Origin of the sequence: Kribbella sp. NPDC051718 (genome assembly GCF_040681515.1) — a bacterium.
Taxonomy (GTDB): domain Bacteria; phylum Actinomycetota; class Actinomycetes; order Propionibacteriales; family Kribbellaceae; genus Kribbella.
Window position 1 is genome coordinate 623,862 of record NZ_JBFAYZ010000001.1, and the last position, 23,019, is coordinate 646,880.

23 protein-coding genes and 3 tRNA genes are annotated in these 23,019 nt (G+C 67.5%); 7 read left to right on the forward strand and 19 right to left on the reverse strand.

What is annotated here, in order from left to right; all coding sequences use genetic code 11:
• Positions 1-36: 36 nt before the first annotated feature.
• The 4 genes from rplK to AB0M15_RS03055 all read right to left on the reverse strand — a co-directional run bounded on the left by rplK (position 37) and on the right by AB0M15_RS03055 (position 2,032).
• Positions 37-468 (reverse strand): 50S ribosomal protein L11, encoded by a 432-nt coding sequence (rplK, locus tag AB0M15_RS03040; protein WP_020388147.1) that lies wholly within the window; start codon positions 466-468, stop codon positions 37-39.
• Positions 469-480: 12 nt separating this feature from the next.
• Positions 481-1,272, reverse strand: a complete 792-nt coding sequence (gene nusG, locus AB0M15_RS03045) for a transcription termination/antitermination protein NusG (RefSeq protein WP_363814549.1) — start codon at positions 1,270-1,272, stop codon at positions 481-483.
• A 389-nt stretch (positions 1,273-1,661) separates the two neighbouring features.
• A complete protein-coding gene (gene secE, locus AB0M15_RS03050; protein WP_328329499.1) occupies positions 1,662-1,904 on the reverse strand; it encodes a preprotein translocase subunit SecE in 243 nt (80 codons plus the stop codon).
• Positions 1,905-1,959: 55 nt separating this feature from the next.
• Positions 1,960-2,032, reverse strand: a tRNA-Trp gene (locus tag AB0M15_RS03055).
• Between the two features lie 292 nt (positions 2,033-2,324).
• Between AB0M15_RS03055 and AB0M15_RS03060 the strand changes: the two genes are divergently transcribed.
• The 3 genes from AB0M15_RS03060 (at position 2,325) to AB0M15_RS03070 (ending at position 6,079) form a co-directional block, all read left to right on the forward strand.
• Complete coding sequence (locus AB0M15_RS03060; RefSeq protein WP_363813307.1) at positions 2,325-3,518, forward strand: pyridoxal phosphate-dependent aminotransferase; 1,194 nt, start codon at positions 2,325-2,327, stop codon at positions 3,516-3,518.
• A 69-nt stretch (positions 3,519-3,587) separates the two neighbouring features.
• Positions 3,588-4,634, forward strand: coding sequence for an adenosine deaminase (locus AB0M15_RS03065; protein ID WP_363813309.1), 1,047 nt, complete (start codon positions 3,588-3,590; stop codon positions 4,632-4,634).
• A 77-nt stretch (positions 4,635-4,711) separates the two neighbouring features.
• On the forward strand, positions 4,712-6,079 hold the full coding sequence (locus AB0M15_RS03070; protein ID WP_363813311.1) for a TrpB-like pyridoxal phosphate-dependent enzyme: 1,368 nt from the start codon (positions 4,712-4,714) through the stop codon (positions 6,077-6,079).
• Here AB0M15_RS03070 and AB0M15_RS03075 read toward each other — a convergent pair.
• Positions 6,076-6,582 carry a hypothetical protein gene (locus AB0M15_RS03075; RefSeq protein WP_363813313.1) on the reverse strand — a complete coding sequence of 169 codons (507 nt, stop codon included), beginning with the start codon at positions 6,580-6,582 and terminating at the stop codon, positions 6,076-6,078. The genes AB0M15_RS03070 and AB0M15_RS03075 overlap by 4 nt on opposite strands.
• A gap of 127 nt (positions 6,583-6,709) precedes the next feature.
• On the opposite strand from AB0M15_RS03075, the gene AB0M15_RS03080 reads away from it, so the two are divergent.
• Entirely contained in the window at positions 6,710-8,047 is a 1,338-nt protein-coding gene (locus AB0M15_RS03080) for a hypothetical protein (protein WP_363813315.1), read from the forward strand.
• A gap of 83 nt (positions 8,048-8,130) precedes the next feature.
• Here the strand turns inward: AB0M15_RS03080 and AB0M15_RS03085 are convergent, their stop codons facing one another.
• The 4 genes from AB0M15_RS03085 to AB0M15_RS03100 all read right to left on the reverse strand — a co-directional run bounded on the left by AB0M15_RS03085 (position 8,131) and on the right by AB0M15_RS03100 (position 11,058).
• Positions 8,131-9,006: a DUF559 domain-containing protein gene (locus AB0M15_RS03085; protein WP_363813317.1), complete on the reverse strand. Its 876-nt coding sequence runs from the start codon at positions 9,004-9,006 to the stop codon at positions 8,131-8,133.
• A gap of 173 nt (positions 9,007-9,179) precedes the next feature.
• Complete coding sequence (locus AB0M15_RS03090; RefSeq protein ID WP_363813319.1) at positions 9,180-10,235, reverse strand: UDP-N-acetylmuramate dehydrogenase; 1,056 nt, start codon at positions 10,233-10,235, stop codon at positions 9,180-9,182.
• Entirely contained in the window at positions 10,232-10,639 is a 408-nt protein-coding gene (locus AB0M15_RS03095; protein WP_363813321.1) for a MaoC family dehydratase, read from the reverse strand. Before AB0M15_RS03095 ends, AB0M15_RS03090 begins: the two co-directional genes overlap by 4 nt.
• Entirely contained in the window at positions 10,636-11,058 is a 423-nt protein-coding gene (locus AB0M15_RS03100) for a MaoC family dehydratase N-terminal domain-containing protein (RefSeq protein WP_363813323.1), read from the reverse strand. The genes AB0M15_RS03095 and AB0M15_RS03100 overlap by 4 nt, the downstream gene beginning before the upstream one ends.
• A 712-nt stretch (positions 11,059-11,770) precedes the next feature.
• Here AB0M15_RS03100 and AB0M15_RS03105 point away from each other — a divergent pair.
• From AB0M15_RS03105 to AB0M15_RS03115, 3 genes are all read left to right on the forward strand, one after another.
• Positions 11,771-12,526 carry an ATP-binding protein gene (locus tag AB0M15_RS03105; protein ID WP_363813325.1) on the forward strand — a complete coding sequence of 252 codons (756 nt, stop codon included), beginning with the start codon at positions 11,771-11,773 and terminating at the stop codon, positions 12,524-12,526.
• 89 nt (positions 12,527-12,615) lie between these two features.
• Complete coding sequence (locus AB0M15_RS03110) at positions 12,616-13,344, forward strand: hypothetical protein (RefSeq protein ID WP_363813327.1); 729 nt, start codon at positions 12,616-12,618, stop codon at positions 13,342-13,344.
• 207 nt (positions 13,345-13,551) lie between these two features.
• Positions 13,552-14,067 (forward strand): NYN domain-containing protein, encoded by a 516-nt coding sequence (locus AB0M15_RS03115; RefSeq protein ID WP_363813329.1) that lies wholly within the window; start codon positions 13,552-13,554, stop codon positions 14,065-14,067.
• A 70-nt stretch (positions 14,068-14,137) separates the two neighbouring features.
• Here AB0M15_RS03115 and rpmG read toward each other — a convergent pair whose 3' ends face one another.
• The 10 genes from rpmG to ssuE form a co-directional block, all read right to left on the reverse strand.
• Positions 14,138-14,305 (reverse strand): 50S ribosomal protein L33, encoded by a 168-nt coding sequence (gene rpmG, locus AB0M15_RS03120; protein ID WP_112249091.1) that lies wholly within the window; start codon positions 14,303-14,305, stop codon positions 14,138-14,140.
• 52 nt (positions 14,306-14,357) lie between these two features.
• Positions 14,358-14,431 (reverse strand) — tRNA-Met (locus tag AB0M15_RS03125).
• A gap of 49 nt (positions 14,432-14,480) precedes the next feature.
• Positions 14,481-14,553, reverse strand: a tRNA-Thr gene (locus tag AB0M15_RS03130).
• A 140-nt stretch (positions 14,554-14,693) separates the two neighbouring features.
• A complete protein-coding gene (locus AB0M15_RS03135) occupies positions 14,694-15,734 on the reverse strand; it encodes an LLM class flavin-dependent oxidoreductase (protein ID WP_363813331.1) in 1,041 nt (346 codons plus the stop codon).
• Complete coding sequence (locus AB0M15_RS03140; RefSeq protein WP_363813333.1) at positions 15,731-16,510, reverse strand: DUF1684 domain-containing protein; 780 nt, start codon at positions 16,508-16,510, stop codon at positions 15,731-15,733. Before AB0M15_RS03140 ends, AB0M15_RS03135 begins: the two co-directional genes overlap by 4 nt.
• Positions 16,507-17,619, reverse strand: a complete 1,113-nt coding sequence (locus AB0M15_RS03145; RefSeq protein WP_363813335.1) for an LLM class flavin-dependent oxidoreductase — start codon at positions 17,617-17,619, stop codon at positions 16,507-16,509. Before AB0M15_RS03145 ends, AB0M15_RS03140 begins: the two co-directional genes overlap by 4 nt.
• Positions 17,609-19,564 (reverse strand): FAD/NAD(P)-binding protein, encoded by a 1,956-nt coding sequence (locus AB0M15_RS03150; protein ID WP_363813337.1) that lies wholly within the window; start codon positions 19,562-19,564, stop codon positions 17,609-17,611. Before AB0M15_RS03150 ends, AB0M15_RS03145 begins: the two co-directional genes overlap by 11 nt.
• On the reverse strand, positions 19,561-20,874 hold the full coding sequence (locus tag AB0M15_RS03155; protein ID WP_363813339.1) for an NtaA/DmoA family FMN-dependent monooxygenase: 1,314 nt from the start codon (positions 20,872-20,874) through the stop codon (positions 19,561-19,563). Before AB0M15_RS03155 ends, AB0M15_RS03150 begins: the two co-directional genes overlap by 4 nt.
• Positions 20,871-21,926: an LLM class flavin-dependent oxidoreductase gene (locus tag AB0M15_RS03160; RefSeq protein WP_363813341.1), complete on the reverse strand. Its 1,056-nt coding sequence runs from the start codon at positions 21,924-21,926 to the stop codon at positions 20,871-20,873. The genes AB0M15_RS03155 and AB0M15_RS03160 overlap by 4 nt, the downstream gene beginning before the upstream one ends.
• Positions 21,923-22,978, reverse strand: a complete 1,056-nt coding sequence (gene ssuE, locus AB0M15_RS03165) for an NADPH-dependent FMN reductase (protein WP_363813343.1) — start codon at positions 22,976-22,978, stop codon at positions 21,923-21,925. Before ssuE ends, AB0M15_RS03160 begins: the two co-directional genes overlap by 4 nt.
• Positions 22,979-23,019: the final 41 nt, after the last annotated feature.

Sequence of the window (23,019 nt, forward strand, 5' to 3'; positions counted from 1 at the left end):
TCCTGCTGGCTCACCGAGGTGAACCGGAAAGAGGTACTACTTCTCGATCGTGACGCCCATCGAGCGCGCGGTGCCCTCGATGATCTTCATCGCGGCGTCGATGTCGCGCGCGTTCAGGTCGGGCATCTTGGTGGTGGCGATCTCGCGGACCTGGTCCTTGGTGATCTTGCCGACCTTGTCCTTCTGCGGGACGGCCGAACCCTTCTGCAGGCCCGCGGCCTTCTTGATCATCTCCGGCGCCGGCGGCGTCTTGGTGATGAACGTGAAGGAGCGGTCTTCGTAGATGGTGATCTCGACCGGCACGACGTTTCCGCGCATGGACTCCGTCTGGGCGTTGTACGCCTTGCAGAACTCCATGATGTTGACGCCGTGCGGACCGAGCGCGGTACCGACCGGCGGGGCCGGCGTCGCGGCGCCGGCCTGGAGCTGCACCTTCACGAGGGCAGCGATCTTCTTCTTGGGAGGCATTCTCTCGGGTCCTTAGACTTTCTGGATCTGGCTGAAGCTGAGTTCCACCGGGGTCTCCCGGCCGAAGATCTCCACCAGCGCCTTGATCCGCTGGGCGTCGGCATTGATCTCCGTGATGGTGGCGTGCAGGGTCGCGAACGGCCCGTCGACGACCATGACCGAGTCGCCCACACCGAAGTCGGCGACCTCGACCTTCTTCTTGGCCGCGGTCTTGGTGGGTGCGGCACCGGTCTCGGCAGCCGCCGCCTCGGCCGCCGCCACGACGGCCGGAGCGAGCATCTTCTCGACCTCTTCGAGGCTGAGCGGGACCGGCTTCTGGCTGTTCCCGACGAAGCCGGTCACCGACGGCGTGTGCCGCACGGTCGACCAGGACTCGTCGGTCAGGTCCATCCGGACCAGCACGTAGCCGGGGAGCACGGTGCGCTTGACCATCCGGCGCTGCCCGTTCTTGATCTCGGCGACCTCTTCGGTCGGCACGACGATCTCGAAGATGAAGTCCTCCATGTTCAGGGAGTTGATCCGGTTCTCGAGGTTGCCCTTGACCCGGTTCTCCATCCCTGAGTACGTGTGCACCACGTACCAGTCGCCGATCTGGGAGCGCAGCGTGTTGCGCAGCTCCTCCAGCGGGTCGCCCGGCTCGGCCGGCTCGACCTCTTCTTCGGCTTCGTCCTCGTCCGCCTCGTCGGCGGAGTCGTCACCGGCGGACGAGAAGACGACCTCGTCGACCTCGGGCGCCGCCTCGGTGGTGTCGTCCGGCGCCGTCTCGGCGGTCTCCTCGGCGAGCTCGTCCGCGGCGTCGTCGATGTCGGCCTCGGTGACCACCTCGGCGTCCTCCGCGTCGTCGGCGGCCGCTACGACCACCACCGGCTCGTCGTCGGAGTCGTCGGAGTCGGCGGTACCGTCCTCGGCCTCGTCGTCAGCGGCGTACTCGCTGTCGGCGGCCAGTGGCACGTCGTCGTCATCGCCGACCTCGACCTCGATGTCCTTGAACAGGTCGTCGTCGTCATCGTCGTCGGAGTCGTCGAAACCCAAGTCGAGATCGAGGTCGTCGTCGGAGTCAGCGGATACGTCGAACTCGTCCTCGTCGAGGACCTCGTCGTCGCGCTGGTCGGACACGTTGTACTCCGTCATCTGTGCATCGGGTGGTGGAACCGGGGTGGGCTCCGGCTGTGCTGCGGGCGGCGGCTGTGGCGTCAGCCGAAGATCTTGAACATCGCCCAGCCGAAGGCGAGGTCGAGCACCGACACGATCGCGATGACGAACACCACGAAGGTCAGCACGACCACGAAGTAGGTGGACAGCTGCTTGCGGGTCGGCCAGACCACCTTGCGGAGCTCGGCGACCACCTGGCGGTAGAAGCGCAGCAGGCGGTTCCCGCCCTTGCTCTCCGCAGGCTTGCCGGCGCCGGACGGTGCCGGGGTGCGCGTCTCCGTCACGACCTACCTCTTTCGCTAGCGGCGGCCTGATCGGCCTTGTACCGATCAGGATTTGCAGGGCACGAGGGACTTGAACCCCCAACCTTCGGTTTTGGAGACCGATGCTCTGCCAGTTGAGCTAGTGCCCTCTGCAAAGTTCCGAACGCCGCTGGACCTGATCTCGGGCATGCCGAGTCAGGGCCATCTACGCCCGGACTAGAAGAGTGTACGGGGTCGGGGCCACCTGGTCGAACTGAGCCCCAGGGTGCTCCCGGTCCCCGCCACGGTGGCGAACCTCCGTGGACTTCGGGCCGGACGTCGTACTGCGGGCAGAACCTTACCGTCTCCACGACCGTGCAACGCCAGGGGGGCCACCATGGTTCCGGTCACCTGGCGATACCCGGATGTGACGACGGGCGGGTCAGTGCCAGGATGGGGGCCATGGTCTCCCGCATCTCCGCACGTATCGGTGCAATCAGTGAATCGGCCACCCTCGCTGTCGACGCGAAGGCGAAGGCCCTCAAGGCGGCCGGCCGTCCGGTCATCGGCTTCGGCGCCGGCGAGCCGGACTTCCCGACCCCGGACTACATCGTCGAGGCGGCCGTCGTGGCCGCCCGCGATCCGAAGAACCACCGCTACAGCCCGGCGGGTGGTCTGCCCGAGCTCAAGCAGGCCATCGTCGAGAAGACGAAGCGGGATTCGGGGTACGAGATCGAGGCGAGCCAGGTGCTCGTCACCAACGGCGGCAAGCACGCCGTCTACAACACGTTCGCCACCCTGCTCGACCCGGGCGACGAGGTACTGCTGCCCGCGCCGTACTGGACGACGTACCCGGAGACGATCCAGCTGGCCGGCGGTGTGCCGGTCGAGGTGCTCGCCGACGAGAGCCAGAACTACCTGGTCACCGTCGAGCAGCTCGAGGCGGCCCGGACCGAGAAGACGAAAGCCCTGCTGTTCTGCTCCCCGTCGAACCCGACCGGCGCGGTCGACACCCCCGAGGCGATCGAGGCGATCGGCCGCTGGGCGCTCGAGCACGACATCTGGGTGATCACCGACGAGATCTACGAGCACCTCACCTACGGCGACACCAGGTCCACCTCGCTGCCGGTGGCCGTACCGGAGCTCGCCAACCAGACCGTCGTCCTGAACGGCGTCGCCAAGACGTACGCCATGACCGGCTGGCGGGTCGGCTGGATGATCGGCCCGAAGGACGTCATCAAGGCGGCCACGAACCTGCAGTCGCACCAGACCTCGAACGTCTGCAACGTCGCCCAGCGGGCCGCGATCGCCGCGCTGACCGCCGACCTGAGCGCCGTCGAGGAGATGAAGGTCGCCTTCGACCGGCGGCGCAAGCTGATGGTCCAGCTGCTGAACGAGATCCCCGGCATCGAGTGCCCGGAGCCGACCGGCGCGTTCTACGCGTACCCGTCGGTCAAGGGTCTGCTCGGCAAGGAGATCAACGGCAAGGTCGCGAACACCTCGACCGATCTGGCCGGGATCATCCTCGACGAGGTCGAGGTCGCGGTCGTTCCCGGCGAGGCGTTCGGCGCGCCCGGCTACCTGCGGCTGTCCTACGCCCTCGGCGACGCCGATCTGACCGAGGGCATCGGCCGGATCGCCAAGCTGCTCAGCTGACCACCCTTGGCTGACCACTGGCAGACCGCCCGGTTTCTTCTCCGGGCGGTCTGTCGGTAACCTTCTGTAATGACGGATCGGGACCTGCGGCTGCTGCCGAAGACCCACCTGCACCTGCATTTCAGCGGGTCGATGCGGCACCTAACGCTGGTCGAGCTCGCCGACAAGCACGGCGTCCGGCTGCCCGACGCCCTGCGCACCGACTGGCCGCCGGAGCTGTCCGCGGCCGACGAGCGCGGCTGGTTCCGCTTCCAGCGGCTGTACGACGTCGCCCGGTCGGTACTCCGCACCGAGGACGACGTCCGTCGCCTGGTCCGGGAGGCCGCCGAGGACGATCGCGCGGACGGCTCCCGCTGGCTGGAGATCCAGGTCGACCCCTCTGGGTATGCGAGCCGGTTCCGCGGCATCACCGAGTTCACCGATCTGGTACTCGACGCAGCCCGCGACGCATCGGCGAGCACCGGCATCTCGGTCCAGGTCGTCATCGCCGCCAACCGCACCCGGCATCCCCTCGACGCCCGGACTCTCGCCCGGCTCGCCGCGCAGTACGTCGGGCGCGGAGTGGTCGGCTTCGGCCTGTCCAACGACGAGCGCCGCGGTACTACCTCCGAGTTCGCCCCGGCGTTCCGTATCGCCCGTCACGCGGGCCTGCTGGCCGCACCTCATGGCGGCGAGCTGTGCGGTCCCGCGACCGTGCGGACGTGCCTCGACGAGCTGGGTGCCGGCCGGGTCGGGCACGGCGTGCGAGTCGTCGAGGACCCCGACCTGCTGAAGCGAGTGGTCGACGCACAGGTCGCGCTGGAGGTCTGCCCGGCGTCCAACGTGTCGCTGGGCGTCTACCGGCGACCGGAGGACGTACCGCTGCGGCAGTTGTACGAGGCAGGCGCCCGGATCGCGCTGGGGGCCGACGACCCGTTGCTGTTCGGATCGCGGCTGGCCGAGCAGTACGAGACGGCTCGGAGCGTGCACGGTTTCAGCGATGTCGAGCTGGCCGGCCTGGCGAAGGGCTCGGTGCTCGCGTCGACGGCGCCTGCCGAGGTGCAGAAGGGCTTGCTCGCCGAGATCGACGAGTGGCTCGGAGTGAGCCACCCCGCGCCGATGCCCACCGCGTCGTAGCGAGTGCACAATGAGTGCTTGCCGGGTGCATCAAGAGGGCATTGCGGCGGCCTGGCGGCGGGCCTAACTTTGCGTTCATGACGCCGACGAAGATCCTGCTGCCCGAGGACGAGCTGCCGACCCGCTGGTACAACGTGCTGCACGATCTGCCGACGCCACCGCCGCCGGTGCTGCATCCCGGCACCGGGCAACCCGTCGGGCCGGATGACCTCGCGCCGCTGTTCCCGATGGACCTGATCATGCAAGAGGTGTCGCAGGAGCAGTACATCGACATCCCTGGTGAGGTGCTCGACGTCTATCGGCTGTGGCGGCCGAGTCCGCTCTACCGGGCGCACCGGCTGGAGAAGGCGCTCGATACGCCGGCGCGGATCTACTACAAGTACGAGGGCGTCTCACCGGCCGGGTCGCACAAGCCGAATACGGCGGTGCCGCAGGCCTACTACAACGCCAAGTCGGGAGTACGGAAGCTCACGACCGAGACGGGTGCCGGTCAGTGGGGAACCGCGCTGGCCTTCGCATGCGCGCAGTACGGGCTGGACTGTGAGGTCTGGCAGGTGCGGGCGTCGTACGACCAGAAGCCGTACCGCCGCACCATGATGGAGGTGTTCGGCGCGACCGTGCACCCGAGCCCGTCGGACCTGACCGAGTCGGGGCGGAAGATCCTCGCCGAGAACCCCGACTCCACGGGGTCACTCGGGATCGCGATCAGTGAGGCCGTCGAGATGGCGATCGCCGATCCTGACGTGCACTACGCGCTCGGCAGCGTCCTCAACCACGTGCTGCTGCACCAGACGATCATCGGCGAGGAAGCGCTGATGCAGCTCGCGATGGTCGGCGAGACACCCGACGTACTGGTCGGCTGCACTGGTGGCGGGTCGAACTTCGGTGGGCTCGCGTTCCCGTTCCTGCGGGAGAAGTGGGCGGGGCGGATGTCTCCCGTCGTACGGGCCGTGGAGCCGGCCGCATGTCCGTCGCTGACACAGGGCACGTACGCCTACGACTTCGGCGACACGATCGGGATGACACCGCTGATGAAGATGCACACGCTCGGGCACGACTTCGTCCCGGACCCGATCCACGCCGGCGGGCTCCGGTACCACGGGATGAGCCCGCTGATCAGCCACCTGTACGAGACGGGCGAGATCGAGGCGATCGCCAAGCCGCAGTCGGAGTGCTTCGCGGCCGGCGTGCTGTTCGCGCGGTCGGAGGGGATCGTGCCGGCGCCGGAGCCGACCCATGCGCTGGCGGCGGCGATCGAGGAGGCGCAGCGGTGCAAGGAGTCAGGCGAGTCGAAGGTGATTCTCACGGCGCTCTGCGGACACGGGCATTTGGACCTGGCGGCGTACGACGCTTATCTGTCGGGTGCGATGACCGACCGGGCTTGGGATGACGCCGATCTGCAGGCTTCGGTCGCTGCTGCGTTGGAGAAGCTGCCCGCCGTCTAGAAGCGGCGCCACCAGGGTTTGGGGGTCTTCGAGGGGGCGCTGAGCCAGTCCTCGGGGACCGCCCAGCCCTTGGCGGCGATCGCGTCGAAGTACTGGATCTTGAGGGTGTCCGGCAGCCAGTACGTCGCTCTGCTCTTGTCGGTCACCTCGAAGTAGGTGGTCCGGCGGCCGCGGCTCCAGACGGTGGCCAGATCGGAGCAGTACGCGAGCCGGGTGAAGTCCCAGCGGGCCTGCACGTCGTCCAGGTCGTAGGTGCGCTCCGCGACGATCAGGAGCCGGCGCTGCGGTTTCGGTTCGTTGCCGATGGCATCGATCAGGTCCCGGACGACGGCCCGGTCGTCGGTCATCTCCTCGGGCAGGTACAGCTGTCTGGGGTCGAGCGACGCCGTCTCGAGCCGGGGCCGGGCGACCTCGAGGAAGGTCTCCAGCAGGGCGAACGCCTCCTCGGCCCGCCCGAACCGGCGCAGCTCGGCGCGCAACGTCGTCACTGCTTCTTCGGCCATCTGCCAAAGCCTAAGCGGGGTTGGCGAAACGGGGCAGCTCGGGGCACCGCGGGGCAGTTTGGGGCAGCTGTCCACAACGGCCCCGAAGACCGTCGCGGAGCGTGTCCGGGCACCTACAGTTACCGCCATGCCAGAGTCGAACGAGTTGTTGCGAGCCGCCCGGGAACGGACCCCGTCCCCCAACACCCCGGGCGCGCACCTGTCCCGCGCGGAACTGGCCGAGGCGGTCTGCGCCTGGCTGTGGGCGACCACCGATACGCGGTACGAGCTGGACGGGCACTACATCGCCAAGCTCGAACGCGGCGCGGTGCGCTGGCCGGGCGCGGCGTACCGGGCCGGGCTGCGCGAGGTGCTGCACGTCGCCACCGACAGCGAGCTGGGCTTCGGCCAGGTCGGTACGTCGGGGCCACTGGCGCCGGAGCTGACCAGCTGCTCGATGGCCGGGATGGAGGACGACCTGATCGACGCGGGCGACCAGTCGGTCTCGCTGCTCGCCCTGGCCGAGGAGTCGAACGTCGGCGGCCTCACCGTCGAGCAGCTGCACGCCGACATCCAGCGGATCGCGCAGAACTACCTCAAGGTGCCGACCAAGGCCCTGTTCCAGCGCAGCGTCGCCGTCCGCGACAGAGCCTTCAAGCTGCTCGGCGGCCGGCAGCCACCGCAGCAGACCCGCGACCTGTACGCCGCAGCCGGCTGGGCGCTGACCCTGCTCGGCTGGATGTCGGTCGATCTGGGCCGTCCGGAGGTCGCGGAGAGCCATACCCGGACGGCCTGGGCGTGTGCCGACGCCTCCGGCTACGACGAGCTGCGCGCCTGGGTGCGGGCCACCCAGCACACCGCCGCCTTCTGGCAGGACGACGTCGGCCATGCGGTGGACTTCGCGCTGGACGGCCTGCGGTACGCCACCGGTACCTCCGCGCTGTTCCTGGCGTCAGCTGCCGCCCTGGACCTGGCCCGGGCCGGCCGGACCGACGAGGCCCGCGCCATGCTCGACCAGGCCAAGCGCACCACGCCCGACCCATCGGCACCCGAGGTCGGCGGCCTCTTCCTCTGTACGCCGGAACGCGCCGAGGGACTGTGGTCCGACGCCTACCTGACGCTGGGCCAGCCCGACCTGACGCTCGAACACGCCAACCGCAGCGTCGCCCTCTTCGAGTCCGCCCCACACGCCCTGCGCAACCACGGCTCCGAACGCATGGCCCGCCTCCAGCAGGTCAAGGCCCACCTGCTCCTGGGAGAGCTGGACGGCGCCCGCGAAGGGCTCACCCCGGTCCTGGAGACCCGCACGGAGTACCGCATGCGCCCCCTGATCCACCGAATCAGCGAGGCAGCAGCGCTGACCCGCACCGCTTCCTACGCCAACGACCCCAAGGCCCAGTCCCTCCAAGCCACCATCCGAGAATTCACCCGCCACCCCGCCACCGTCCAGCACCCCCTCGACGAAGTCCCCAAAGCCACCGTCTAGTTGCGTACCCAACAACAGGCAGTAGTTCCGCCTGACTGACCGTCTCCCGCTCAGCACCGATCAGTAGCCTCCGACTTAGTGCACTACTTCCTGTTCTTCGGTACAGCAGCCCTCTGCTCCAGCGCCGCGCGGATCATCTCCGCCACCCACTTCGGCTCGGCCAGTACCTGCCAATAGGTGAATCGCAGGACGAGCCAGCCCACCGCCACCAGCTCGTCGTACCGCCGGCAGTCCGCCGCGAAGTCGCCGCTCGATCCGTGGAAGGCGAATCCCTCAGCCTCCAACGCGATCCGGGCCGGGCCATGACCGAAGTCCACCTGCACCGGGAACGAACCCGTCTCGACCCTGAGCTGCGGCTCGAACCCTTCGATTTCCTTGGTCAACAGCAACGCGCGCAACATCGACTCGAGGAAGCTGCCGGACCCCTCGTGCACAGCAGCGGCAACCCGGCGAGCATTCGGCCGACCAGGCCCACGCATCGCGTCGGCAGCCTTGGCGAACTCGTCCTGGTTCATCAGCCCCTTGGCCAAGGCACCGTCGGCGACAGCAAGCGCCTCGTCGAACGGGAGGATCCGCGCACAATCGAGAACTGTGCGAAGTACAGAAGTAAGTCTGTTCCGGCGGTCTTCCTTGGCGATCGGGGCCCAATGGAGCACGGCGGGTGGGCCTTGCTTCGGATTGCGTTTCCGGGGAACGGTGATGTGCGGCTTGTCCGGCCGGGCCAGGAGCGGGAGCTCCCAAGCGGTCGCCGCGCTGAGGTGCGAGACGACGCCGTCATAGGCGATCGCGACCTGCTCAGCTGACGGTGTGGCCGGAAGGATGTAGACGCCCCGAGCCAGCCGCTCGACTGCCCCGCTCGCAACCGCCGAGGCGAGCTTGCGGCGCGAGGTGGCTGCCACCAGCGTGGCGAAGGTCGCCTGACCTTGGTTGCCGACTAGCAACTCCCGGACTGATTCCACCCGCAGATGGTGACGCAGTCAGGTCTCCGTCTGCTTGGCGTTGTCCACAGGTGTACCCAAGGACAGGCAGTAGTACCCGGGAACACGCTCTCACCTGTGGCGCCCACGCTCCGACCACCGCGGACATCCTGTTGTTAAGTACCGCGGATGTCCTGTTGTTGGGTACGGAGGGGTTAGAGGGAGCAGTTCACCAGGACTGGTTCGTTGATGAGGGTGATGTTGAAGGCGTGGTGGACCTGGGTGCGGACGTGGGTGGCGAGGGCCAGGAGTTCTTTGGAGGTGGCGTTGCCCCGGTTGGTCAGGGCGAGGGTGTGCTTCGTCGAGACTGCGGCGTCGCCGATGGTGAAGCCCTTGGGGATGCCGGCGTGTTCGATCAGCCAGGCGGCGCTGGTTTTGATGCGGCCGTCGGGTTGGGGCCATTGGGGGGCGCCGGCTGGTACGTCGGCGGTGGTGTCCAGGAGAGGGTTGGTGAAGAAGGAGCCGGCCGACCAGGTGTCGTGGTCCTCGGGGTCGAGGACCATGCCTTTGCTGCGGCGGAGGGCCAGGACTGCTTCGCGGACCTCGGTCATCGGGGCGCGGGAGCCGGGCTCGACGTCGAGGGTGCGGGCGAGTTCGGCGTACCCGATCGGGGCGGAGAGGTCGCCTAGGGGGAGCTGGAAGGCGACCTCCAGGACGGCGTACCGGCTCGGGTCGGCTTTGAAGCGGGAGTTGCGGTAGGTGAAGCCGCAGTCGGCGGCGAAGAGCGTCCGTACTGCGTTGTCGACCCGATCCCAGACGCGGACCGAGGCGATCGTCTCCGCGACCTCGTGGCCGTAGGCGCCGACGTTCTGGACCGGTGTCGAGCCGGCCAGTCCGGGGATGCCGGACATCGACTCCAGGCCACTCCACTCCTCGGCGATCGCACGCTGGACGACGGCGTCCCAGTCCTCGCCGGCCTGGACGTGGATCATCGCGCCGGAGCAGGCGTCGGCGTCGACCCGGATACCGCGGGTGGCGATCTTGATGACGGTGCCGCGGAAGCCCTCGTCGCCGATCACCACGTTGCTGCCACCAGACAGCAACAGCACCGGCTGAGCCACCCCGTCGGCCTCCCGCACCGCGTCGATCAACTCCTGCTCGCTGGTCACCTCGATCAGACGGTCAGCCGGACCACCGATCCGCAACGTGGTGAATTCCGCCAGCCGGACATCGGTCCTCACGGCTGCGGCTGAAGCGTGCGGAGTGGTCACGGGAGGCGCACGATCGCTCGGGCGCGGCCCAGGACTTTTTCTTCGCCGGCCAGGGCGGTGATGTCGATCTCGGCGTGGCCGTCGGTGAGCTTGTCGACCTTGGCGGAGAAGGTGACGGTGGCGCCCTTGTCGTCGTCCGGTACGACGACGAACTTGGTGAACCGCACCCCGTACTCGACCAGATCCGCCGGGTCGTCGAGCCAGTCGGTGACGACCCGGGCCGCGCTGGCCATCGTGAGCATGCCGTGCGCGATCACGCCGGGCAGCCCGAGGGCCGCGGCCATCCGGTCGTTCCAGTGGATCGGGTTGAAGTCGCCGCTCGCACCGGCGTACCGGACCAGGTCCTCGCGGCGCAGCGTGACGGTCAGCGGCGGCAGCTCGAAGCCCACCTCGACGGTGCTCATGAGTCCGCCCGGTTGTGCGAGATCGTCGACGTGGAGGTGGCGATCGGCTCGCCGTCGACGGTGGTCAGCGCGGTCTCGTACATGATCACCTCGACGTCACCGGCCTTGCGCACGGTGGTGATGGTGGCGGTGGCGGCGATCTCGTCGCCGGCCTTGATCGGACGGGTGTAGCTGAACTTCTGCGCCCCGTGCACGATCCGATCCAACCGCAGCCCGAGCTCCTCGTCGGCAAGCAGCTCCAGCAACGCCGGGTTGGCCACCATGAAGGCGAAAGTCGGCGGCGCGACCGCGTCAACGCCCCGGTACGCCGGGTTGGGGTCACCGATCGCGTCGGCGAATTCCCGGATCTTCTCCCGGCCAACCTGGTAGGACTCGGCGGCCGAATAGCTCCGGCCGACCATCGTGGCGTCGATCGTCATGTCCAGTAACCCTACTGGCAGCACCGAACCGCGTGGCGACTCCCCCAGTACTGATGTCCCAGCGCACGAGCGAGCTTGCGCCTGGGCGTCTGGATACGCTGCTCACTCTCAAGTGAAGGACGACCGACGTGGATTCGACCAACCTGGACCTACTCAAGGTCATACAAGAGCTGTCCGATCGTGGAAACGCCTGGTCGAGGGCCCTGGTCGAGCTTCGGGGAGAACGTTGGGAGCTTCGGTACCTCTACGCACAGCTCGGAGCACACCCGACAGACCCTGCTCCGACAACCTGGTCGTATGGCGACGTGGAATTCATAGCTGCGCAGTTGCCGGTGACAGATCTGTTGACTGATCTCCGAACCGATGACAGGACCACGGTGCGACTGGGAGAGCGTGAGGTATTCGTCCAGCGGTCCACGAGGGGTGTCGCCGCCAGCACCGACCGAGCTATGCACTACACGACCGGGAACAGTCGCGACTTCCGTCATTCGAGTACTCGCTGACGCCGAAGGAAGCGAACTATAGCGGCCGACCTGGCTTCCTGGTTGGCTCCGGTTGCCCCTCATTCGTCAACCTGGAGGCTCCTTACCTGGCCTTCTTCGAAGAGAGCTGGACCACCTCGGGCCCTATCTCTATACCTACTGATCTCATCAGGATCCGTGCTGCCGATACGCGCGCCTCGCTCGGGTCCATCCATGTCACCGCCACCACCTTGACCGTCGACGTACGAGGCTCGGAGCTGGCAGGGACGTCCCTCGAGCTCTTCAGCCCTTCGGCATCGGCACGGGGCACCATCGAGCTGGCAGCAGCGGAGACAGTCAGCTTCCCTCTCCCGCATGGCCTGCCGCTGTCAGACACCTGGCTCTGGCTGAAGGCGGACGGCGAGTGGCTCGACTACCGATCGTTGTCCTCGCAATGGTCGACACCAGAACAGCTGGACCAGGCCGGCGTCCGGATCGAGCCGACGAGTCTCGACCAGCAGGCCGCGCTCGAGGCGTTGATCGCGGCGGGCGAGGGACCTGGCGTGGAGTTCAAACGCGTTGTACCTCGGTCGACCTCGAACACTCCGAATCCGTACAAGACAGTCGCGGCGTTCGCGAACGGCGAGGGCGGCGTCATCATCTTCGGTGTGGACGACGATGAAGTCACTGTCGTCGGGCTAGGAGACGTCGACCCGCAGACGGAACGTGACCGACTGGGAAATCTCATTCGTACACGCCTGATTCCCACTCCGCAGTTCGAAATCACGTCCTTCCAGATCGAGGGGAAGGACCTTTTGGCGCTGAGAGTTCAGCCCGGCGTCAGCCCGCCGTACGCGATTGCCGTCAGCAGCGACGCCCGGGAGAAGCCGCAGTACTACGTCCGCCGCGGCGCCAGCACCTACTTTGCCCAGCCAAGTGATCTCGCCGAGACGATGCGACGGGCTGACGCCACGTCGGCTCCCCTGAGATCGCCCTTTGATCGCTGACTGGCAGACTGTGTTCCGAGTGCCGCCACCCACTCCTCCCGAGACGGAAGGGTAGGACAGTGACGGCAGGACGGGGAGGTGTAGCCGGTTTGGCCCGCTACGCCCCGAGGTACGGGCTGGAGATCGGTGAGCCGAGTGGGACCGACTGGCTCCGGGTCGATCGGCTGCTCGAACCGGACGGTCCTGAGCTGACCGAGTTGCTCAAGCGCGACCACGACGCGAGCGACCACGTCTCGGCCCACGCGAACGCGCTGAGCCTGATGTCCTTCTACGCAGGCCGCGCCCCGGCGACCGCGCTGCTGCTATGGGCCCTCGAGGGCCGCGTGCTCGACATCCGCCCGCAAAACCTCTGGGTGAAGCCCCACGACGGCCACGGCATCGCCTTCGTCGCCGTCCGCTCGGCCGACTTCCTCCCCGGCGGCCTGCAGACCCTGTACGACGTGGTGCTGACGCAGCACCTGCTCCCTCTCTCGGCCGAGCTCCACCGCCGAACCCGGGCCGGCCTCCGCCAACTCCACGGCGGCGTCGCCGCAGGTTGCGCGATGGCCTTCTGCGCCGCCTCCCGCGAGCAGGAGACGGTCGCCCCGTCCTACCTCCTCGAGCGCTGGCAAACCTTCGTCACCAAGGCCCCCGCCGGCCTCTCCCGCCTGGGCGAGGTCACCGAAGCCGCCGGCAAACTCGTCTACCTCCGCAACACCTGCTGCCTCTACTACACGAGCACCAAAGGCTGCGGCACCGTCTGCGGCTCCTGCTGCCTCACATCCCGAGCCGACCGCCTAACCGCCTACGAAGCCGGCAAACCCATCCTCACCGTTTGAGAACCGTCCGTAGAGCAAGCTATAACTGACAGTAATCAACCCGGCGGGTTCAGGGGAACAAAAAAACGGCCCCCTTGCGGGGGCCATTCCAGCCGGCCGAACCGGCATCGATAACAGCAGATTACCACGGACCGCCTCGCCGGCACGGTCCGTCACTGGGGGATCCAGCATGCCAACGGTCGCCGCCTCCGTCCGGACGATGAGGTCGTGACGGTGCGGTACTTCACCGCCGTAGTACGCAGCGAGCCGGATGCTGCATCTCGGCAGAACCACTATCTGGAAGCGCTGCGGGCACACTGCGGCCCGACGCTGGATGTCCAGGTCGGCTGGTTCAAACCGAAGAAGCTGGCTCCCTGCAAGCAGTGCTCGGAAGACTGGCTCTGCGGCTGTCCTCGCAAGGTGAGGTCCTACGAGGAGAAGGAGACCGATGTCGCCCTGGCGGCGGCGATGGTCGCCGATGCGGCGCGCGGGTGTGCGGATCTGTCTCTGCTCGTCAGCGCCGACTCGGACTTCGCGCCCGCGATTCGCGCGCTGAAGCAAGTACGCCCCGAGCAGCAGGTGATCATGGCGATGCCGCCCGGCAATCCCAAACCGCACAAGCGTTTCACCGACCTCGGCTACTTCAGCATCAACGAGACGGCTCTGCGGCGCTCGCAACTGCCCGAGTCGATCCTGGACCCGAGGACGCGGACCGAACGACGTCGCCCGATGAAGTGGATCTGATTCTGGCTGAGGAACAGCGAAGGCCCGCTTCACAAGATGTGGAGCGGGCCTGACGTGAAGACTGCTGGGGTCAGCGGGTCTCGCGGTGGTCGGTGTGGTCGTTGCAGCGGGCGCAGTACTTCTTCAGCTCAAGACGGTCCGGGTCGTTGCGCCGGTTCTTCTTGGTGATGTAGTTCCGCTCCTTGCAGACCGTGCACGCAAGGGTGATCTTCGGGCGGACGTCCGTTGACTTAGCCACTACTGCCTCTTTTTCTCTGGAACACGCAACTGGAGTGATCGTGTTCTCGAAGTAGCGGGGGCGGGAGTCGAACCCGCGACACCACGATTATGAGCCGTGTGCTCTAACCACCTGAGCTACCCCGCCGGGTAAGTCCGCCACCCCACCCGGCGAACCGGGTGGGACGCGATCTCTGAGCCCCTTTACGGAATCGAACCGTAGACCTTCTCCTTACCATGGAGACGCTCTGCCGACTGAGCTAAAGGGGCGGGCCGAGGAGAGAGATTACACGGTCTCCCGCCCCGATGTGAAATCGGGGAAGAAGTGCCTTGCAGGCCCCTCGTTCCGACCAGAGAAGCATACCGGTTCCCGGGAGTGCTTCCGACCAGTTTTAGCCCGACGCAGGGCACTAGTTCCAGACGCGGCTGGGGTAGGTCGCGCGGAGTACCGGTATGACCTCAGTCACGAAGGTCTCGACACTGGCCCGGTTCTCCTCGTCGGACAGGCCGGGGACCTCCAGCGAGACGCCGGACAGCTCGTGCCCGAAGGCCTCCTGGTACCGCCCGAACTTGTCGATCACCTGCTCCGGTGACCCGACCAGCACGGACCCCTGCTCCAGGAACTCCTCCAGCGTCGTGAACGGCAACTTGTTGTGCTTGGCCCCCGGCGAGTCCATGAACGCGTCGAAGATCGGCCGGTACCCCTCCACCGCCTCCTGCGAGCTCTTCTTCACGTACAGCCCGTTGAACCCGGCCCCGACCACCGCATCGGCCGGGTCGTGCCCGTACGCCTCCCAGCGCTCCCGGTAGTGCCGGATCAACCCTGCGTACTTCTCCATCGGGTGGAAGCCGTTCGCCGAGAACAGCGGCTCTCCCCACTTCGCCGCGAGCTCAGTCGACTCCGTGGACGATGCAGAGCCGTGCCAGATCGGCAGCGGCGACTGCAGCGGCCGTGGCTGAGTAGTGGCATCTACAAGCGAAGGCCGGTAGGTACCGGACCAGGACACCGAATCCTCTCGCAGTAGACGCCGGAGCAGCTCGTACTTCTCCCTGTTCCGATCCCACTGCCCGTCGAGGTCGTACCCGAACAGCGCGTTCTGATCCGGGTCATTGCCCTTGCCGATGATGATGTCGAGCCGCCCGCCCGACAGCTGGTCCAGCGTCGCGTAGTCCTCAGCAACCCGCACCGGGTCCAGTAGCGACAGCACAGTCACCGTGGTGAGCAGCCTGATCCGGCTGGTCGACGCAGCGATGTAGGAGAGCACCACCGGCGGCGAGGAGGAGATGAACCGCTGCGCATGCCGCTCCCCCACCCCGTACCCGTCGAAGCCGAGCTCCTCCGCCCACTGCGCCTGCCGGACCACGTGCTGGAACCGCTCGTACGTCGAGAGCTGGCGACCGCTGATCGGGTCCGGCGAGTTGTCGATCAGCGTGTACGTACAGAACTTCACCGTGGCCTCTTCTCCCCTGCAGCGACAGGTAGAGCCAGCTGGTTGCCCGTGACCGGCGCTGGGCAGGTGCCGTAGTCGGTGAAGGCGTAGGGCAGGTTGATGGTCCGGTTGAAGTCCACGACCACGCTCCGGTCCGCCTGCACCGGTCCTGTGGTCACCGTGCGCCAGGGAGCCGTCTCGCCCCCATTGGTCTCGTCATGGAACGACAGCGACACCTTCCCCTCCCCCGCCGCAGTCGCCACCAGCTCGTACGCCGAATCGCCCAGCGCCAGGTGAACCGTCCCGATGGCCGTCACGTGCTGTCGAAGGTCAGGCCGAGCAGTAGCGACCTCCACCCGCACAGGCTCCTCGTACGGACTGAAGTGGCCGGTGACCACCCAAGACGGGTCCACCGCAAAGGTGGGCACCCCACTGAAGCCGGCCCGGGTAGCGGCGCGTGGGTCGCGCTGACGGATCGCGTAGCGGCCTCCGCGGAGTACTAGCTCGACCAGCTTGTCGCCGTGCAGCAGCCAGCTCAGCGAACCGGCCTCGGCGACGCTGGCGGAGACAGTGCCGTGCACAGCCTCGCCGTTGAGGGTCAGACCGTCAGCCACTGTCACATGTGCCAGACCGTCAGCAGCCCACCACTTGCCCGGCAACCCCGGCAGCTCGCCCGGCGAGGACCCAAGCCAGTTGAAGGCGACGATGGTGAGCCAGCCGTAGTCGGTGTTCAGGTCCTGCTCACGCAGCGCGTGCCAGGTCTGCCAATCTTGTTCCTGCTCCGTCGTGGTGGTCATGAGGCCAGGTCCTCTCTGGTGGCGTTCTCGCGGCGGGCGACTTCCTCGCGGACGAGCGGGATCACGTAGCGGCCGAAGTCGACGGCGTCGTCGTAGATGTCGTAACCACGGGCCGAGAAGATCCGTACGCCGAGGTCGTAGTAGTCGAGCAACGCGGCGGCAACCGTCTCCGGCGTACCGACGAGTGCGGTGGAGTTGCCGCCGCCACCGGTCAGGCCGGTCGGTGCGGTCCACAGTGCGCGGTCGTGCCGCTCGCCGGCCTCGACCGCCTTCAGCAGCCGCTGCGAGCCGGCGTTCTCGGGCGTCTTGCGCGGATCGCGGTACCGACCGCGGGCAGCTCCACCGGCCTGTGCATCCTTGATCCGGCCGAGGATCCGCTCTGCCTTGGCCCAGGCCAGCTCGTCGGTCTCCGCCAGGATCGGCCGGAACGCGACCTGGATGGTGGGCCTGAGACGCCCCGCCTTCAAAGACTCAGCGTCGATCGTGGCCAGCTGTTCCTTCGTACCGGCCAGTGGCTCGCCCCACAGCGCGAAGATGTCCGCCTCGGACGCCCCGACGGCATAGGCGGCCGCCGACGAGCCACCGAAGGAGATCCGCGGCCGCGGTTGCTGCAACGGCTTGATGTCGGCCACGAACTGCTCGAACTGATAGTGCTTGCCAGCGAAGTCGAACCGCTCGTCAGAAGTCCAAGCCTGCTTGAGGATCTGGATGAACTCCCGCGTCCGCCCGTACCGATCGTCCTTGGCCAGGAAGTCCCCTTCCGCGGCCTGGTCGGCCGTCGACCCACCAGTGATCACATGTACTTCGAAACGTCCACCACTGATGTGGTCCAACGTCGCAAAGGTCTTCGCCGTCAAGGTCGGATAAGCGACATTGGGCCGATGCGCCACCACCAGGTTGATCCGCTCGGTCTTGCTCGCCACGTACGCCGCGACCTGCGACGGGTCGGGCGAACCCGAGTGGTAGGCGAACAAGATCCGGTCCCACCCGTTGTCCTCGTGTGCCCTGGCGAGCTTGGCGGTGTACTCGAGATCGAGGGCGCCACCGGTTCGCGGCGTGACCTCGCTGGCCGGGTTCGTCCCGGCGATACCGAGGAACTCAACTGGCATGACGTCGACCTGCTTTCTCAGACTGAACAGCGACCAACTGAAGGAGTTGACGGGCGACCGCGTCGTTCTGGCGGAAGCCCGGACCGTTGAAATGCGGGCGGGAGAACCCGGAGGATCCGGCCGAACCGGAGACCGACGGGCCCAGCAGGAACAGCGATGGATGGACCGAGCCGTCGGCCTTGATCGCGCGGCACTCGGCATCCGCCTTGAGCTGACCACCACCGAGGCTCGTACCGTCGGAGGCGATCAGCTCGTCGGCGGCGAGCACCCCTGACGCGAGCAGGCCTTTAAGCAAGGGATCCGGAGTCGCGAGGACGTCCGGTCGAGGCAACCGGGCCTCCACGAAGGCGCGGGCCTCGATCTCTCTTGGCAGGGCGGGACTGGAGGCGACGAAGCGATCGTTGCGTAGAGCAACATCCAGCGAAGGACCGGCGAAACGGACCAGGCCGGCTCGATGCAGGGCGAGCAGCTCCTCCAGGCGGCGCGGCGGCGGGCCGCTGGCCACGAAGGAGAAGAAGCCGTGCCACTCGGTCTCGACGTGCCGGACGCGATCCTCGTCGGACAGCAATCCGGCCGTGATCGCCACCGAGAGCACGCTGTAGACGCTCAGCAGGGCGTTGAAGACGGCGAGGTCGGCCGAATACCGCGGATCGGCGCGGCGTAGCAGATCGTCCTCGATCAACCGCACCAGTTCGCGATCCAACGAGCCGGGCTCGTCGAAGGTCCGACCCGCCAGCGGCCGATCGATGGCCGCCAGGTCGAACCGGTCCTCTGTCGCAGGTACCGCCTCATGCACTGCAGCAACGAATTCAGGTGAGGACGGCAAGGTCCGGTCGAGTACCTCGAAGAACTGTTGCCATGGCCAAGCAGTCCGCTCCGGGTGGGCCAGGAAGAGCTGCTGGTAATGGGCGAACGTCAGCTCCTTCTCGACCAGCGGCTGCACCTGCGAGACGAAGTCCAGTGGTTCGTTGCCCAAGGCATCAGCCGTCAGGTAGCGAGTCGGCACCGGCGTCGTTCCGGCGACGGTGTAGCCGAGTTTGGCGTGGTACGGGACGCCGCGGCGCGAACCGACGTACAGGATCGGTTCACTGCCGGAGGGGTTGTACTCGAGCCGGCCGCTGCAGCCGTCGTACCAGCCGCCGCGGCCTTCGGTCAGCAGCACCATCAGGTCGATGAACGCCTGCCCGAAGCCGCGCACGATCACCGGCTCGGCCGGTCGCAACGCGCTCAGATCGACGTCGGCGGTGTAGCCCGGTGGGATGTAGGTCAGGCCGGCTGACGAGGCGGAGTCCGCCAGCGCCGCCTCATCAGCCGTCGGCACCCGATCGAGATACCCGAGCGCGAGGACGACGAGGTCCGCCTCGAGCACCTCCCCGGATGCCAGCTCCACCCGATTGCCCCACTCCGACGTGAGCGACACCGCCCGCTCCAGGTGGGTCGTCACCCGCACCTGAGCCGGCAGCGACCGGACAACCCGATCCCACACCCAACTCAGGTACTCCGCCTGCAACAACCGAGGCGGAAAATCCATCGGCCCGGTCGTCTCCAACCCAGCCTCCTCCAGCAGCGTGGCCCCCACCCCGTTGGCCCAGGTAGCCAGATCCGGCCCCGGCACGATCGGCCCGTCACACACCACCGATTCATCCGTAAAGATCGTCACATCGGACGCCATCGAGTTCATCCACAACAACCGCGACTGCTCCCGCCGCCAAATCCGCCCACCACCCGCCGGATACGGATCGACCACATGGATCTCAACCTCGCGATCCCCCAGCAACTCGCTGGCACTGGCAGCAAACCTCTCCAGTAGGCCAACTGTCCGGGGGCCGCCGCCGACGAACACGATCGTGGCTGGCTCGCCGCCTGCGGCGGCGTCGGCGGCAGTGAGGAGCGAGGCGCGCCCGGCTGCTTGGCGACGGGCGGCCCAGGGCTGGGTCGATGTCATGCGTTCAGTCCGAGGTGGTGGCGGAGGGTGGTGCCGGTGTATTTGGTGCGGAGGACCCCGCGGTCGCGGAGGAGCGGGACAACCTGGTCGACGAAGTCGTCGAGGCCGCCAGGGGTCAGGTGTGGGACCAGGACGAAGCCGTCGGCGGCGTCCTCCTGCACATGCCTGTTCATCGCCGCGGCGACAGTCGAAGCGGAGCCGATGAAGGTCTGGCGGTTTTGTTGGTTGATGACCGTTTGGCGGAGGGACCAACCATGGGCTTCGGCTTGCGCCCGCCACTCGGCGACGATCGGCCCAGGGTCGTTGTAGCCGACGCGGCCCTGGGTGACGGCCGAGCCGACGACCGGGTCCTCGGTAGGCAACGGACCGTCAGGGTCGTAAGAAGAGAGGTCTCGGCCCCACAGGAGTTCGGCCAGGACGATTGCGGTGGGGCCGGAGACCTGTTGTTCGCGGATGTACTGCGCCTTGTCCGCCGCCTCGCGGTCGTTGTCGGCGACGACGACCGTCACCGCCGGCATGATCTTCAGCGAGTCCTCGGACCGCCCGTACTGCGGCAGCCGCGCCTTCACGTCCTTGTAGAACGCCTGCCCGGCCTCGAAACTCCCATGCCGGCTGAAGATCACGTCCGCACCCTCAGCCGCGAAGTCCCGCCCCTGGTCGCTGTCACCGGCCTGGATCACCACCGGATGCCCTTGCGGCGACGGCGGCAGCCCGAACCGTCCGCGGATGTCGAAGTGGGCGCCCTCGTCCGTGAAGGCCCCAGCGCCCTCACGAGCGAAGACCCCACCGTCCTGGTCCAGCACGAGTTCCGACGACCAGGAATCCCAGAGCTTCCGGACCACCCGCAGCGCCTCCTGCGCCCGGACGTACCGATCGCTCTTGTCCAGATACCCACCGCGCCGGAAGTTCTCGCCGGTGAACGCGTCCCACGACGTGACGACGTTCCACGCCGCTCGACCGCCCGACAGATGGTCGAGCGTCGCGAGCCGCTTGGCCAGCTCGTACGGCTCGTTGAAGGTCGAGTTCACCGTCGCCGCCAGCCCGAGATGCGTCGTCACCGAAGCCAGCGCACTGAGCACAGTCAGCGACTCCGGCCGCCCGACCACGTCCAGGTCGTGGATCCGCCCCTTCACCTCCCGCAGCCGCAATCCCTCGGCCAGGAAGAAGAAGTCGAAGGTCCCCCGCTCGGCCGTCTCCGCCAGATGCCGGAACGACGCGAAGTCGATCTGCGACCCCGACTCCGGATCGGACCAGACGGTCGTGTTGTTGACGCCCGGAAAGTGCGCCGCCAGATGGATCTGCTTCGTCATCTCCCACTCCCCGCATACCGATTGGCCGGCCGCTTCAACCCGAGCCGGTTCCGCAACGACGTCGCGCGGTCCACCGCCGGCCCGAGCAACCGCCGCTCCCGCAGCAACGGCACCAACTGCTCCGCGATCACCGGTACGTCGAGCTCGAGCGACGCAGGCCGCAGATGGATCCCGTCCACCCCGGCCGCGTTCCAGCCCTCGACGAGATCAGCCAGCCCCTCCACACCGCCGGCGTAATCAACCCCGTCAGCCGGCCCGTCACTGAGCGCCACACTCACCGACAGCAGCACCCGCGGAGTGAGGCTCGCAGCCCGTACTGCGGCCAGCCGATCGTCGAGATCGGTTGTCCCCGGCAACAACACCAAGTCCGCATCCGCTGCCGCCTGGAGCGCCTCAAAAGAACTCAGCCGTACTGCGGTCAGCGGGTGCCCCTGCGGCGGCCGCGGCACGATCGACGGCCCCTTGATCGAGAACGCCGGCGAGCTGTAGTCGACGTAGTGAATCCGATCGCGATCGATGAACCGCCCACTCGGAGCATCCCGAATGATCGCGTCGTCCTCCCACGAGTCCCACAACCGACGGCTCACATCGACGACGTACCGCGCCTCCCGCCACGTATCGGCAGCCTCCGCCGGCTCCCGGCGACCGATGACCGCAGCCGCCTCCGCACTCGTCGACACCTCAGCGAGCCACCCCGCGCGCCCCGCCGACACATAGTCGAGCGTCGCGACGGACGCCTGCACATGGAACGGCTCCGTATGAGTGACCGTCACCGTCGGGATCAGCCCGATCCGATCGGTCGAGGGCGCAATCCGCGCGGCAAGCCCCAACGCATCCAGCCGCGCGCTGACCCGCGACGGCTCATCGGCCGGCGCCTCCAGCGTGTCCACGAAGGTCGCGAAGTCGATCCCCGCCGCCTCCGCCCGCTGGACAGCGCGCAACGCCAACTCCCCCGTCAGAATCGCCGACGGGTCCACCGAGGCGCCTCGCCAGGCAGCAGGATGGCTGCCGGCGCCGTCGATCTCGATGGCCGTGATCAGTCGCCGGCTCATGACGCCACCTGCAAGCTCACCGGCAGGTTCTTGCTGAACGGCAGCGGTCCGATCGACTCCGGATCAGCGTCGACGTCGAACTGCGGCTCGAACCCGGCCGCCAGATACAACGCACTGGCCTCCGGCTGCCTCGGCCCGGTGGTCAGGTACAACCTCCGATAGCCGAGATCGCGAGCCACCACCTCCAGTTCGGCTAGCACCCGCCGACCGAGTCCTTGCCGTCGATGCAGGTGTGAGGTCCACATCCGCTTCACCTCCGCGGTCTGGTCGTCGTACCGGCGAATGGCGCCCCCGGCAACGGTCTGCCCGTCGTGCCGCAGCAGCACGAACGAGCCGCCATGCTCGGCATGAAAGTCCGACGGCGGTACTTCGGTCAGCAAGATCTGATCGTTGCTCCGCCCGTACCGCGTGCTGTACTCGACGACCAAGTCGGCCAGCAGGGGCGCGGCCTCCGGATCCTCGGGTCGCGCCCGGACGACCTCCAACGCCGAGGGTTGGACCGGCAAACTCTCCGCCACCTGCGACCCCTCCACCGTGGACAAGAACGCCTCGGTCACTTGATAGAGCGGCACCGACGCCTCCGGATCGAGCAGCAGTCCACCCCCGTCGTACAGCCGGATGTGCGACGACAACACGAACCACCCCTGCCCGATCGAGCCCGCGCCGAGGCTGGTGAGCACCGGCCGGAGCGCGTAGTCGATCACCAGCACGTGAGCCGGCGATCCACCCGTTGCCAATGGCAACACAGGCTTGCCCCGCAACGCGTATTGCGGGAGCAGATCGAGGAACACCTTCAGCAGTCCCGCGTACGCCGCCTTGTAGACCGGCGTCGTCACCACCACCGCGTCGGCGGCGGCCAGCGTCTCGACCGCCCGCGCGATCGCCGGGTCGTCGGCCTGCCCTCGCAGCAGCGGCGAGGCCGGCAAGTCGCGCAGGACGATCGGCGTGACCCGATGTCCGTGACTGAGCAGCCGCTTGGTCACATAGGAGAGCACCGCGTCGGTCCGGGACACGTCGGACGGACTGCTGGAGATGGTCGCGATAGTTGCCATGAGCCCCTTGCTCCTTCTCTCACTTCTGTAGCCCCCACCAC